At 54.7% G+C, this 13,052-nt stretch carries 13 protein-coding genes; all 13 read left to right on the forward strand.

Annotated elements, in window-relative coordinates:
• Nucleotides 1-7 precede the first annotated feature (7 nt).
• Nucleotides 8-793 carry an indole-3-glycerol phosphate synthase TrpC gene (gene trpC / locus ACTUHY_RS06520; RefSeq protein WP_442827075.1) on the forward strand — a complete coding sequence of 262 codons (786 nt, stop codon included), beginning with the start codon at nt 8-10 and terminating at the stop codon, nt 791-793.
• Nucleotides 790-1,416, forward strand: coding sequence for a phosphoribosylanthranilate isomerase (locus ACTUHY_RS06525; protein WP_442827076.1), 627 nt, complete (start codon nt 790-792; stop codon nt 1,414-1,416). The genes trpC and ACTUHY_RS06525 overlap by 4 nt, the downstream gene beginning before the upstream one ends.
• Nucleotides 1,413-2,597 carry a tryptophan synthase subunit beta gene (gene trpB, locus ACTUHY_RS06530; protein WP_075579031.1) on the forward strand — a complete coding sequence of 395 codons (1,185 nt, stop codon included), beginning with the start codon at nt 1,413-1,415 and terminating at the stop codon, nt 2,595-2,597. The genes ACTUHY_RS06525 and trpB overlap by 4 nt, the downstream gene beginning before the upstream one ends.
• Nucleotides 2,590-3,372, forward strand: a complete 783-nt coding sequence (trpA, locus tag ACTUHY_RS06535) for a tryptophan synthase subunit alpha (protein WP_278673694.1) — start codon at nt 2,590-2,592, stop codon at nt 3,370-3,372. Before trpB ends, trpA begins: the two co-directional genes overlap by 8 nt.
• 272 nt (nt 3,373-3,644) lie before the next feature.
• Nucleotides 3,645-5,024 (forward strand): LCP family protein, encoded by a 1,380-nt coding sequence (locus tag ACTUHY_RS06540; RefSeq protein ID WP_278673693.1) that lies wholly within the window; start codon nt 3,645-3,647, stop codon nt 5,022-5,024.
• A gap of 280 nt (nt 5,025-5,304) precedes the next feature.
• Nucleotides 5,305-6,267: an AEC family transporter gene (locus ACTUHY_RS06545; RefSeq protein ID WP_278673692.1), complete on the forward strand. Its 963-nt coding sequence runs from the start codon at nt 5,305-5,307 to the stop codon at nt 6,265-6,267.
• A 106-nt stretch (nt 6,268-6,373) separates the two neighbouring features.
• Complete coding sequence (locus ACTUHY_RS06550) at nt 6,374-7,240, forward strand: shikimate dehydrogenase family protein (RefSeq protein WP_278673691.1); 867 nt, start codon at nt 6,374-6,376, stop codon at nt 7,238-7,240.
• 42 nt (nt 7,241-7,282) lie between these two features.
• Nucleotides 7,283-7,888: a TRAP transporter small permease gene (locus ACTUHY_RS06555; RefSeq protein WP_442827077.1), complete on the forward strand. Its 606-nt coding sequence runs from the start codon at nt 7,283-7,285 to the stop codon at nt 7,886-7,888.
• A gap of 2 nt (nt 7,889-7,890) precedes the next feature.
• Complete coding sequence (locus tag ACTUHY_RS06560) at nt 7,891-9,186, forward strand: TRAP transporter large permease (protein ID WP_278673689.1); 1,296 nt, start codon at nt 7,891-7,893, stop codon at nt 9,184-9,186.
• A 28-nt stretch (nt 9,187-9,214) separates the two neighbouring features.
• Nucleotides 9,215-10,297, forward strand: coding sequence for a TRAP transporter substrate-binding protein (locus ACTUHY_RS06565; protein ID WP_442827078.1), 1,083 nt, complete (start codon nt 9,215-9,217; stop codon nt 10,295-10,297).
• 473 nt (nt 10,298-10,770) lie between these two features.
• Nucleotides 10,771-11,577 (forward strand): sugar phosphate isomerase/epimerase family protein, encoded by an 807-nt coding sequence (locus ACTUHY_RS06570; protein ID WP_278673687.1) that lies wholly within the window; start codon nt 10,771-10,773, stop codon nt 11,575-11,577.
• Nucleotides 11,578-11,628: 51 nt separating this feature from the next.
• On the forward strand, nt 11,629-12,471 hold the full coding sequence (locus tag ACTUHY_RS06575; RefSeq protein ID WP_442827079.1) for a shikimate dehydrogenase family protein: 843 nt from the start codon (nt 11,629-11,631) through the stop codon (nt 12,469-12,471).
• Nucleotides 12,472-12,497: 26 nt separating this feature from the next.
• Nucleotides 12,498-13,052: a TRAP transporter small permease gene (locus ACTUHY_RS06580; RefSeq protein ID WP_278673685.1), complete on the forward strand. Its 555-nt coding sequence runs from the start codon at nt 12,498-12,500 to the stop codon at nt 13,050-13,052.

The following is a 13,052-nucleotide window of genomic DNA, read 5'->3' on the forward strand; positions in this document are numbered from 1 at the left end:
GGGGAACATGATCCTGGATACCCTGGCAGAAGCCACCCGGCAGCGGGTGGAAAAACAGAAAAAGAAAAAGGATTTCTTCACCCTCCGGCGGGAAGCGGAAGCTCTGCCCCGGGACCGGGCCGGCTGCTTCCGGAAGGCTCTGGAGAAACCGGGACTGAACTTCATTACTGAAGTGAAGAAAGCCTCTCCTTCCAAAGGGCTCATTGCCCCGGATTTCCCCTATGTGGCCATTGCCCGACAGTATGAAGCACTGGGAGCCGCCGCTATTTCCGTCCTGACGGAAACGGATTATTTCCTGGGCAGCGACCGGTATCTCCAGGAAATCCGCCAGGCGGTGGCAACGCCCCTGCTCCGGAAGGACTTCACCATCGATGAATATATGGTGTACCAGGCCAGGACCCTGGGGGCCGATGCCATCCTGCTGATCGCCGCCATCCTCAGCGACAGCCAGCTGGAGGAATACCGGCTGATGGCAGAAAGCCTGGGTATGGATGCCCTGGTAGAAGCCCATGATGAAGGAGAAGTGGAACGGGTCCTTCGGTCCGGGGCACGGGTCATCGGGGTGAACAATCGGAACCTGAAGGATTTCACCGTGGACATCGGCAATAGTCTCCGGCTCCGGTCCCTGGTACCAGTGGATATCCCTTTTGTGGCGGAAAGCGGCATCAAAAGCCGACAGCAGACCGCCCAACTGGAACAGGCCGGGGTCAACGGAGTGCTCATCGGGGAAACCCTCATGCGGAGCCAGGATATGAAAGCCGCCCTGGCAGAACTGCGGGGTGAGGCTCTGTGACGAAAATCAAACTCTGCGGGCTCCGGCGGCGGGAAGATGTGGCTATGGTGAACCGGGCCAAACCGGATTATGCCGGCTTCGTTTTCGCCCCCGGCAGGCGGCAGGTGACGGCGGAACAGGCGGAAAACCTCCGCCGGCAGCTGGACCCGGCCATTGCGGCCGTGGGCGTCTTCATAAAGGCTCCGGTAGAAGAACCTGCGAATCTGGCCAACTGGGGCACCATCCAGCTGATCCAGCTCCATGGAGAAGAAGACGAAGCCTATGTGAAGGCCCTCCGAGAGCGGACAAAGGCTCCCCTCATCCGGGTGATCCGGGTACAGGGTCCGGAAAGCCTCCGGGACCTGGACCGGTATGATTGCGATTATTTCTTGCTGGATACCTTTTCCGGCAGCCAGTTCGGAGGGCTGGGGAAAACCTTCGACCACAGCTTGCTCCGGCAGGCCCGGTTCCCAAAACCCTTTTTCCTGGCCGGGGGGCTGGATCCGGAAAATGTACGGGCAGCCATTGATGAATGCCATCCCTTTGGAGTGGATACTAGCAGCGGCATCGAGACCGCTGGAACGAAAGATGAAAATAAAATCCGCGCTTTTGTGAGCGCTGTAAGAAAAGAGGAAGAATCATGAGCAATGGAAGATTTGGCAGACACGGCGGCCAATATGTATCGGAAACCCTGATGAACGCAGTGCTGCAGCTGGACGAAGCCTACAACCGTTTCAAAGATGATCCGGAATTCCTCCAGGAACTGCGGACCCTGTACCATGACTATGCCAACCGGCCCAGCCTGCTGTACTATGCAGAGAAGATGACCAAGGATCTGGGCGGTGCCAAGATCTATCTGAAACGGGAAGACCTGAACCACACCGGGGCCCACAAGATCAACAACGCCCTGGGCCAGTGCCTCTTGGCCAAGAAAATGGGCAAGAAACGGGTCATCGCCGAAACTGGTGCCGGCCAGCACGGGGTGGCCACCGCTACCGTGGCGGCTCTCATGGGTCTGGAATGTGAAGTGTACATGGGCAAGGAAGACACCATCCGCCAGGCCCTGAACGTGTACCGGATGGAACTTTTGGGGGCCAAAGTGGTGCCTGTGACCACTGGCACCGGTACCCTGAAGGACGCGGTCAGCGAGGCCATGCGGGATTGGTGCACCAATGTGGAAAATACCTTCTATGTGCTTGGATCCTGTATGGGGCCCCATCCCTATCCTACCATCGTCCGTGATTTCCAGAAGATCATCGGGGAAGAAGTGAAAGCCCAGATGCTGGAAAAAGAAGGCCGGCTTCCCGATGTGGTCATGGCCTGCGTAGGGGGCGGCAGTAATGCCATCGGCCTGTTCTACGATTTTATCCCAGACAAGGAAGTCCAGCTGATCGGGGTGGAAGCCGCTGGCCGGGGAGTGAACACCGCGGAAACCGCCGCCACCATCGCCCGGGGGAAACCGGGGATCTTCCATGGGATGGAATCCTATTTCCTCCAGGATGAAGACGGGCAGATCGCTCCGGTGTATTCTATTTCCGCCGGTCTGGATTACCCGGGGATCGGGCCGGAACACGCCAACCTGTATGATACGGGCCGTGCCCAGTACGTGCCCATCACCGACGACGAATCGGTGGAAGCTTTTGAATATCTGTCCCGGACGGAAGGCATCATTCCGGCCATCGAAAGTGCCCATGCGGTGGCCTATGCCATGAAACTGGCACCCACCCTGCCCAAGGATAAGATCATCGTAGTGAATCTGTCCGGCCGGGGAGACAAGGACGTGGCTGCTATTGCCAGATACAAGGGGGTTGACCTGCATGACTAGGATTACTGATGCATTCAAGAAACAGGGGAAGCTGTTCATTCCCTTCATTACCGCCGGGGATCCGGACCTGGCCACCACGGAAAAACTGATCTATGCCATGGAAGAAGCGGGGGCCGGCCTCATTGAAATCGGCATCCCTTTTTCTGATCCTACTGCGGAAGGACCGGTGATCCTGGAGGCGGATACCCGGGCCCTGGCAGCCGGGACCAAAATCAAGGACATCTTCGCCATGCTGGCCCGGGTCCGGGAAAAGACACAGATCCCCATGGTGTTCCTGACTTATGCGAACCCCATCTTCACCTACGGCCGGGAAAAATTCTTCCAGCAGTGCCGGGACGTGAAGATCGACGGAGTCATCGTGCCCGATGTGCCCTATGAAGAAAAGGCTACCATCGCTCCGGAAGCGGAAAAATACGGGGTGGAGATCATCTCCATGATCGCCCCCACCTCCCATCAGCGGATCCAGAGCATTGCCAGAGAAGCCCAGGGGTACATTTACCTGGTTTCTTCCCTGGGGGTCACCGGAGTGCGGAAAGAGATCACCACCAATCTGAAGGAAATCGTGGAGAAGATCCGGGAAGTGTCTGACAGACCCATTGCCGTGGGCTTCGGGATCTCTACTCCGGAACAGGCCAAGGAAATGGCGGCAATCAGCGACGGAGCTATCGTGGGCAGCGCCATCGTGAAACTCTGCGCCCAGTACGGCAAAGACTGCGTGGAGCCAGTGAAGCAGTACGTCAGGGAAATGGCAGAGGCGGTGGAAGAAGCGAAGTGATGAGGGTCACGAGTCGCGAGCCTTGAGTCGCGGGCTTGTTGGTGCTGACCGAAGGTCCAGTTTTACAGATATCAGTCGATTTTGTCTCATCATCATATGAAAAAAGAACAAACGGTTTAAACGTCCAGGCTCGCGACCCGCGGCCCGTGACTGGGGGTGTTGCACGCAACGGGCAACACCCCCTTTTCTTGATGCATCCAATTCTTTTTTACGGTATAATAAAGGAGGGAAAAGAAAAAACGACGAAATGTAACGTTTAAAGGAGATCCATCATGCTGGCAAAATATAAAGTGCTCATTGCAGGCATCACAGCTTTTTTGGTAGCTATTGCAGGCTTTTTCCTCCTGCGTCCGGAAAAACCAGAACGCCCTGCCCAAGTGGCCCAGCTCCATGGTAAACGGAACATCATGGTCTTGGGAGTGGACCGGCGGAGCGGGGATACCGGCCGTTCGGATACCCTTTTTGTCACCATGTTGGATACTTCCCGGAACCAGGCGGCTCTTTTATCAGTGCCCCGGGATACCCTGGTCCCTATTCCCGGCCACGGCTGGGACAAGGTGAACCATGCCTATGCCTACGGAGGCCAGGAACTGAGCCGGAAGACTCTGGAAAATTTCCTGGGGATCCAGATCAATAACTATGTGCTGGTGGATTTCCAGGGATTCATCAAGCTGGTGGATGCCATCGGCGGGGTGGATATCGATGTAGAAGAACCCATGCAGTATACGGATCCTTACGATGGGGAAAATGGTCTGGTGATCAATCTCCAGCCGGGTCGGCAGCATATGGATGGGACTACGGCCATCCAATACGTCCGGTATCGGGATGAAGAAGGAGATATCGGACGGGTGGCCCGGCAGCAGAAATTCATGAAGGCCGTCTTTGCCAGGCTCCGCTCTGCCAGCCTCCTGAGCCGGGCTCCAGAAATCGCTCGGACCTTGTACCAGAGCATCGAAACGGATCTTTCGGTGACGGACCTGGCTTCCCTCCTGGTGACCTTCGCTAAGAATGTTTCTGGGACCTCCCAGCTGGAAACCGCTATGGTCCAAGGGAGCCCTGCCTATCTGGACGATATCAGTTACTGGATCCCCAATATGATGGCCCTGCGTCAGCAGGTGGCCCAGTTCCAGGGCGTGCAGCCAGGGGAGAGCTATAAGCTGGCTGCTCAGATTGCCAAGAAGAAATACGACGCCCTCCTGGGGACCAACAGCGTGGCCGGCAACGGAGAAAAAAGGCAGATCCAGGTCCGGAGCCAAGAACTGAAGAAAGCAGTGGAACAGTCCCGGAAGATGGATACGGAAAAGCATGGAACTGAAAATCCCCAAACGAAGGGAACGGGATCCCGGGCTGCGGGCGGTTCTAACGTACCGGCCCCCCGGAAGCGGTCCCTCCGGGTCTCCATCGTGAACTGCAGCGGCAATCCCCAGGCCGGAGCTTCGGCGGCAGGGGATGCCAGACAAGTGGGGTTTACGGTGATAGGGGTGACTGCAGGGAATATCATGGAACGGACCCAGGTCTTGATCAATGCCGGGAGCCGGGAGGCAGAAGAACGGGTGGAGAACCTGCCTTTTGATTATCGGCTGCTCCAGGGGGCTGTCAGTCCTGGCAGCGGAGACGTGGTAATCTATGTGGGGCAGGATTATGGGAAATAGGGGCTTGTTGCATGAGCAATAGCCCCGCCTTTCTTATCCATACCAACATCATATGAATTAACCGATAAATAAAATTACTGTGAAAAAACTGAAAATATCTTGCATAATGTATACAAGAGTGTTATAATCAGTTTGTAAGTTAAAGTTGCCCCTCATTTGGCCCTTGTTTCTCAAGGGCTTTTTTTTTATGCTCCTTTTCTTTTACAGGGAATGAGACAATGGAAAAGGATAAAGTATGATATAATAGTGATATTGTAAACTAGAGGAAGAAGGGGAACCTATGGGAATCGAAAAAATACTCCAGCTGTTGGTGGATGTGCTCTGTCCTCTGACCTTGGGATTCCTGTTCCGGCACCGGGGCTGGATGGACGATCGGGGCTGCCGGTTCCTGATGCTGGTCAATGTGATCGGCCTCCTCACCACCATGAATCTGCTAAGCTTCTGGCTGCTCCCCATCGACTGGGCCCTGATCCTGATCCCGGCCCTGAGCCTCCTCACCGCGTTTCTCTCCGGCGGGCTGGCGGCTGCTTTCTTTACCCGGAAAATGCCCGATGATCTCCAGAAAGGGAGTTATGTCATGGCCAGTATGCTCAGCAACATCGGGACCATGGCAGGCCTGGCTTCCTACATGATCTTCGGCCAGGCAGGTTTTGCTTATACCCAGCTCTTTGCCACGCCTCAGAACATCCTGATGGTGGTATTCGCTTTCCCTTTGGCTCAGTATTACCGGAACCGCTACCTCCAGAAAAAAGTGGGGACTGGGTTCCATTTCAACCTCCGCAAAGTGCTCCTGACTCCCAAGCAGCTGGGGGTCCTGGGGATGGCAGCCGGGCTGTGGCTCCATTGGCAGGCTGTCCCGGAACCGGAATTCCTGAAACAGCTGTTTCCTGTCCTGATCCATATACGGGCATGGATCGCCTTCCTTCCGGTAGGGTATCAGCTGGATTTCGGAGAGGCTCGGAACTTCTACCGGAAGATCCTGGGTATGCTCCCCCTGAAATTCCTGGTGGTGCCAGTCATGATCTATAGCCTTGCCCGGCTGCATTTCACCAGCCAGGCACTCCTGGGGACAATCCTGTTGGATGCAGCGGCCCCTGTGGCCATCAATGCGGTGGTCACCGCTACCCTGTTCCAGCTGGATGTGGATCTGACCATAGCGGCTTTCATCCTCACCACGGCTTCCTATATCGTCCTGATCGTGCCGCTGTTCTATCTCTATATCCGGATGGGCGGGATGCTGTAGGGAAGTCATTGACAAAACAGCATTACAAGCCTAAAATGGGAAACATCATGAATGTATACAAAATGCGAGAAATGTTCCGCATGGCAGGAAAGTAGGATGGTAGAAAATGCAGATCGATATCCACACCCGTTTCATCACCTTGTTGGGAGACCCTCTGGCCCAGTCCTTTGCAGCCCGGATGCAGAACCGAGGATATGAAGCGGCGGGGCTGAACCTGGTGTATTTCTACACGGTGACTGGGAATGGACACTTGGGAGAAATCATCCAGGGGCTGCGGCACATGCCTTTTGCCGGGTTTGCGGTGACCAAGCCCAACAAGGTAAAGGTCCTGGAATATCTGGACGAATTGGATCCTCTGTGTGCCAAGATGGGGTCCAGCAATACAGTGGTAAAGCTGCCGGACGGGCGGCTGAAAGGGTACAATACGGACGGCACGGGGTTTTCTAAGGCCCTGGAGGAAGCCGGTGTCAGCGTCAGCGGGCGGACCTTCTTCTGCTTCGGCAGCGGAGGCGCCGGCAGGGCCATCTGTTCGGCTTTGGCGTACCATGGAGCCGGCCGGATCCTGATTACGGACATCCTGGAGGAAAGTGCCCGGAGCCTGACGGCAGATATCAACGGAAAGTTTGCTCCGGTGGCGGAATTTGTCCCCTATGGGGATTTTTCGCAGGTAAAGGATGCAGGGGCTGTGATCAATGCCAGCGGTGTGGGCATGGGGAAGACCATAGGGCAGACCCCTTTGCCTCCGGAATACATCCGGCCTGGCCAGTTCTATTTCGATGCCTGTTACAATCCAGCCCGGACCCGCTTCCTGGAAAATGCGGAAAAAGCTGGGTGTCCCGTACTGAACGGACTGACCATGAGCCTGTACCAGGGGACGGCCCAGGTAGAACTGTGGTCAGGGCAGAAGGCTCCGGTAGAAGCCATGCGCCAGGAACTGGAGAAAATCCTGGAAGAAAAAAAGCAGCAGGAATAAGATCCCTGCACCCAAGTAGGAAAGTAGGATGGAGAGAATATCATGGAAACGATGAAGGAAAGCAGTAAGGCAGTACAACAAAAGAAATCCCTGAACGCTCTGATCTACTGGCTGGATCTGCACTTGGAAGAGACCTTCCTGGTGGTGATGCTGGTCCTCATTGCCGGCATTACCATGCTCCAGGTCATTGTCCGGAAAATCCCGGGCATAGCGTCTCTCACCTGGGCAGAAGAATTGTGCCGGTTCCTGTGGATCTGGAGCGTTTTTCTATCCCTGCCCTATACCATCCGGATGGACAGTATGCTCCGGGTAGGGGTATTGAAGGACATGCTTCCGGAAACCCTCCGGAAGATGCTGAATCTGGCGGTCGATGCAGTTACCCTGGGCTGTATGGGGGTCCTGTGCCTGTATGCAGTGAAAGTGGTGTCGGTGATCGCCGAAAGCCAGGAAATTTCTCCTGCCATGCAGTGGTCCATGGCCTTTGTGTACAGCTTCATGGTGCTGGGATTCTTCCTGGCAGCCGTGCGGTCTGTCCAGATGCTCTGGTTCCATATCCAGCATTTCCAGGAAAAAGAACTGTCCACCCTGGAACAGACGATGCATGATGCTGCTGAGGAAGCAGCCTTGGCGCAGGAAGGGGATGACTGAACTTGTCCGCCGTACTGATTTTTTCTGTTTTCTTGCTGGCCATTGCCCTGTCCCTGCCCATTGGGATCAGCATGATCCTGGGGGCCACGGCTCCCATCGCCCTGTTCCATCAGGGAGGCACCATGGGGCAGGTGCTGAACAATGCCTTTTCAGGAGCCAATTCCACACCGATCCTGGCGGTTCCTTTGTTCATCTTGGGCGGGGTGATCATGGCCAAGGGAGGGATTTCCCGGAAGCTGTTCGATTTTTTCGCTTTTTTTGCCGGACGGTTCCCTGGGGGACTGCCCTGTGCTGTGATCCTTACCTGTTTGTTCTATGGGGCCATTTCAGGGTCCGGTCCGGCGACTACCGCTGCGGTAGGGGCCATGTGCGTCCCTTTTTTGACGGAACTGGGCTATGATAAGACCTGGAGTGCCGGGCTGATTGCCGTAGCTGGGGGCCTGGGGGTGATCATCCCCCCTTCCATTCCTTTTGTCCTGTATTCCCTGGCTACTGGCGTTTCCACCGGCAAGCTGTTCCTGGCCGGGATCATCCCCGGGCTCTTGGTAGGACTGGCTTTGATGGCCTATGCGGTCATCCATTGTCTCCGGAACGGAGAGGATACGGCAAAAGTTCGGGAACGGATGGAAGAGCTGTCTCGGAGGGGCTTTTTCCACTTGTTCCGAGAGAGTTTCTGGGCGCTCCTTTGCCCAGTGATCGTGCTGGGAGGGATCTATACCGGCTTCACCACTCCTACGGAAGCGGCGGCAGTCTCTGTGTTCTATGCCTTGCTGGTATCTCTTTTTGTGTATAAGACCATGACGGTGGGGGATATCCTGCCCATGCTCCGGGAATCGGTCCGTACCTATGGGGGCCTGGCTTTCGTCCTGGCTTTTGCCACGGCCTTTGGCCGGGTGCTGTCCATGACTCGGGCCACCAAAGTGGTGGAAAGCTTCATCCTGGGGAATTTCACTTCCGGAGTAGCCGTGCTCACCGTGCTGGTGGTGGTCTTCCTGCTCCTGGGCATGGTGATGGATACAGGGCCGGCCATCATCATCCTGGTGCCGGTACTGCTCCCTGCCTGCAAGAAATTGGGAGTGGATCCCATCCATCTGGGAGTGGTGCTGGTGTGCTGTCTGTCCATCGGTCTGGCTACACCGCCATTCGGCCTGGATCTGTTCGTGGCCGGGAACATTGCAGGGAAGCAGCCCATGAGCGTAGCCCGGAAATCTGTTCCCTTCATCATCGCTTTCCTGGCAGCCCTGGTGGGAGTTACCTATATACCGGCTTTTTCCACTTTTCTGCCGGCACTGTGGTAAGACATACCGAAGAAAGGACGGAACAGCCATGAATATACTATGGAAAAAAGCAGCCGCAGCCTGCTTGGGGGCGGTGCTTCTCCTGGGGGCCGCCGCCTGTGGAAAGGCGCCTGCAGCAGACAACAAGGGAAAGGAAGCAGGCCCCTATGGGAACCTGCCCAAAGTGGTGCTGGTGGGGGGAGATTCCTCCGGCAAGGGATCTGTAGGCCAGCGGTTCGGGGAGCTGGTAACCCGGAAAGTCGAAGAAAAGACCGGAGGACGGTTCACCATCGATTACCATCCCAATGCGGAACTGGGCGGAGACGAAGACCTGCTCCGGCAGCTCCGGGCCAATGATATCCAGCTGGTGGTAGGGCAGATGGCACCGGTGACGGCCTTTGTGCCGGAAGGAGCGGTATTCGACCTGCCCATGGTCTTTGCTCCTTACGATGGAAAGACCATCGACCGGGTGTTGAACGGACCGGGCCCCTTTCGGGAAAAATTGGCGGCAGCGTATGATAGGGCAGGGCTCCATTACCTGGGGACCCTCCAGAACGGGACATACCGTCTGATGACGTCCAACCGGCCTGTGAAGACGGTGGAGGACTTCAGGGGGCTGAAAATCCGCACCATGAGCAATCGGAACCATATGGCTTTCTGGTCAGCCTTAGGGGCTAATCCCACGCCGCTGGCCTGGCCGGAACTGTACTTCTCCCTCCAGAGCGGCATCGTGGATGCGGAAGAAAACGCAGCTGATACCATTGTCTCCGCCAATTTCAACGAAGTCCAGAATTACGTGGCGGAAACCAATGTGATCCTCTATGCCAACGAAATGGTGCTGAACAAAAAAGCCTATGACAGCCTGCCAGATCCTTATCAGGAAGTGCTGCAAGAAGCTGTCCAGGAAGCCATGGGGGAACTGGCGCCCACCCTGGTCCAGGTGGACCGGGACTGCAAGGAGAAGCTCCAGAAAAAAGGCATGACCCTGGTGGCTTATCCCCCGGAGTTTTACGAAGAAGTGAAAGATCAGCCCAGCGTGAGAAACTTATACAAACAGATCGATGCCCAGACGGGAGGCCTGGGGACCCTATTGGTAGAAGAGTTGGGGAAAGAGGCATCACAAGCTCAGTGATCTGTAAAAAGTGAATTTCTTTCATGATTTGTCTGCTAAAACCCAGAACCAGCCAATCGTTTCGGGGCATCTACCCAAAAATCTCTTACAGGAAGAGGAACCTCTTTCTGTAAGAGATTTTTTTTGCATTGAAAGAAACTATTGAAAAACAGGGCATAGAGAACAGGTTCCTTTCTAGTCGCATAGAGACTGGCTCTTTGGAATGGACGGAGAAATGGTGATAGAGACAGTCTATGATTAAAATAAGATATGAATTTTATTCATCGATAGATGCATAAGTCCCATTAGATTCATCCGACGGCTCAGGCTATAATGAAAATACGAAATGCACTGAAGATATCGATTTCACTAATAATTCTGGCGGATTCTGCAGCAAGGCGGTAAGCAGGACTTAAAATCTTTTTAAGAAAAGACTGATAATTCCAAGTTGTATCTTTAGTCTTGCAATAGAAACTGCCAAAGGGGGAAAACCGATGGCAAGAAAATTTTCGTTGGCGTATTTGACGGTCCCCGGCATCGAAGCCGTCGATCAAATCCGGATGGCAGCAGAAGCCGGTTATGATACAGTCAGCCTGCGGACGATTCCCATGGGACAGCTGGGGGAACCTCAGAACGATTTGATCCGGGAAAAGGAACTGTTTGCGGAAATCCGCAGGACACTGCAAACAACCGGGATGAAAGTGCTGGATATCGAACTGGTCCGGGTCCGAGAAGATCTACCCTTGGATTACCGGGCAGAATTTGAAAAAGGCGCAGAGCTGGGGGCAACAGAAGTCCTTTCCAGCTGCTGGACGGAAAACCAGGATTTTGCGGTGGAAGCTTTTGGTAGGATCTGTGAGCAGGCCCAGGAATTCGGGATGAATGTGAATTTGGAGTATCCGGCTTCCTCGGCCATCCATGATCTGGCAGGAGTTGCCCGGCTGCAGGAAAAAGTCAAAGCTCCGAATCTGAAACTGTTCCTGGATATGCTCTATGTGTTCTGGGCCCAGGATACTCCTGAAGCCATCCGGGCCATCGCACCGGAACGGTTTGGCCTGATCCACCTTTGTGATTGTCCAAAGGATTATTATCTGCGGGATCGGACGGAAATCATGCGGGCTCGAAGGGAGTACCCCGGACTGGGGGCCATACCGCTGGTGCCGATCCTCCAGGCTTTGCCTAAGAATCCTTGTTCTATCGAGCTTCCCAATGAGGAATATATCCATCAATATGGTGCCATGGGGCATATAGAACGGTGCCTGGCCCATGCGAAAGAAATAATCCAACTGGTTGACCAGTAATTGAATTCAGAAAGGAATGGAATGCATATGATACCGGATATCGAAACTCGTATGATTACGCTGATCGGGGACCCTCTGGCACAGTCTTTTGCCGCTCGGATGCAAAACAAAGGGTATGAAGCAGCCGGACTCAATCTGATTTATTTCTATACGGTCGCAGGGAATGAGCATTTGGGAGATATCGTCAACGGGCTGCGCTACATGCCTTTTGCCGGGTTTGCTGTGACCAAGCCCAACAAGGTGAAGGTCCTGGAGTATTTAGATGAGTTGGATCCCCTGTGTGCCAAGATGGGGTCCAGCAATACCGTTGTGAAACTGCCGGACGGACGGCTGAAAGGGTACAACACCGATGGCGTCGGGTTCTATCAGGCCCTGGTAGAAGCCGGCATCAAAGTGGAAGAGAAAGTATTCTTCTGTTTCGGTGGGGGAGGAGCCGGACGGGCCATGTGTTCCATCCTGGCTTATCATGGAGCCCCGAAGATCTATATCACGGACCTCTTCGAAGAAAGTGCCAGGTCCCTGGTAGACGATATCAACAACAATTTCAGCCGCGTGGCGGAATTCGTACCTCATGGAGAGTATTCTAAGCTGGCCGCCTGCGACATCGTCCTCAATGCCAGCGGCGTAGGGATGGGCAAGAGTATCGGCAAGAGCCCCCTGCCCAAAGAATATATCAAGGAGGGGCAGTTCTTCTTCGATGCCTGCTACAATCCGGCCAAGACACAATTCCTGCTCGATGCGGAAGCAGCAGGCTGCAAGGTCCTGAACGGCCTGAGCATGAGCCTGTATCAGGGAACAGCCCAGATCGAGCTGTGGACTGGGAAGAAGGCGCCTGTTGAAGTGATGCGGCAGGAACTGCTGGATATCCTGGCAGAACGGAACGAACAGAAATAAACCAGTACAAAGGAGGCAATAGGATCATGAAAGTCATTCGTTGGCTGGATAAACACCTGGAGGAGACCTTTCTGGTCGTCATGCTGGTGCTGATTGCCTGTGTCAGCATGCTGCAGGTTATTGTACGGAAGATCCCGGGGATGAGTTCCCTGACTTGGGCCGAAGAATTCTGCCGGTTCATGTGGATCTGGAGTGTGTTCATTTCTCTGCCTTATACCATCCGGATGGAAAACATGCTTCGGGTAGGAGTCCTGAAAGACCTCCTTCCGGATCTCCTGAAGAAAGTCATCAACTTGGCAGTGGATGTCATTACGGCGGCCAGTATGGCTTTCCTGGGATATTACTCCATCGATGTGTATAACAACATCGCCCGGAGCCGGGAAATTTCTCCGGCTATGCAGTGGTCCATGGCCTTTGTCTATGCCGTCATGGTCATCGGTTTTTTCCTGGGGGCCCTGCGGGGAATCCAAATGATCATCATCCATGTGCGGGATTTCCATAAGAAAGAGCTGAGCACCATCGAACAGACCATGCAGGATGCGGCCAAAGAAGCCAGCATGGCACAGGAAGGAGATGATTGA

The organism is Acidaminococcus nyctereutis (genome assembly GCF_052216985.1).
Lineage (GTDB): Bacteria > Bacillota > Negativicutes > Acidaminococcales > Acidaminococcaceae > Acidaminococcus > Acidaminococcus fermentans_A.

Excerpts from the sequence above, each read along its gene's own strand:
- trpC (WP_442827075.1), top strand. The coding sequence starts at position 8 with ATGATCCTGGATACCCTGGCAGAAGCCACCCGGCAGCGGGTGGAAAAA.
- trpB (WP_075579031.1), top strand. The coding sequence starts at position 1,413 with ATGAGCAATGGAAGATTTGGCAGACACGGCGGCCAATATGTATCGGAA.
- trpA (WP_278673694.1), top strand. The coding sequence starts at position 2,590 with ATGACTAGGATTACTGATGCATTCAAGAAACAGGGGAAGCTGTTCATT.
- ACTUHY_RS06540 (WP_278673693.1), top strand. The coding sequence starts at position 3,645 with ATGCTGGCAAAATATAAAGTGCTCATTGCAGGCATCACAGCTTTTTTG.
- ACTUHY_RS06545 (WP_278673692.1), top strand. The coding sequence starts at position 5,305 with ATGGGAATCGAAAAAATACTCCAGCTGTTGGTGGATGTGCTCTGTCCT.
- ACTUHY_RS06550 (WP_278673691.1), top strand. The coding sequence starts at position 6,374 with ATGCAGATCGATATCCACACCCGTTTCATCACCTTGTTGGGAGACCCT.
- ACTUHY_RS06555 (WP_442827077.1), top strand. The coding sequence starts at position 7,283 with ATGGAAACGATGAAGGAAAGCAGTAAGGCAGTACAACAAAAGAAATCC.
- ACTUHY_RS06565 (WP_442827078.1), top strand. The coding sequence starts at position 9,215 with ATGAATATACTATGGAAAAAAGCAGCCGCAGCCTGCTTGGGGGCGGTG.
- ACTUHY_RS06570 (WP_278673687.1), top strand. The coding sequence starts at position 10,771 with ATGGCAAGAAAATTTTCGTTGGCGTATTTGACGGTCCCCGGCATCGAA.
- ACTUHY_RS06575 (WP_442827079.1), top strand. The coding sequence starts at position 11,629 with ATGATTACGCTGATCGGGGACCCTCTGGCACAGTCTTTTGCCGCTCGG.
- ACTUHY_RS06580 (WP_278673685.1), top strand. The coding sequence starts at position 12,498 with ATGAAAGTCATTCGTTGGCTGGATAAACACCTGGAGGAGACCTTTCTG.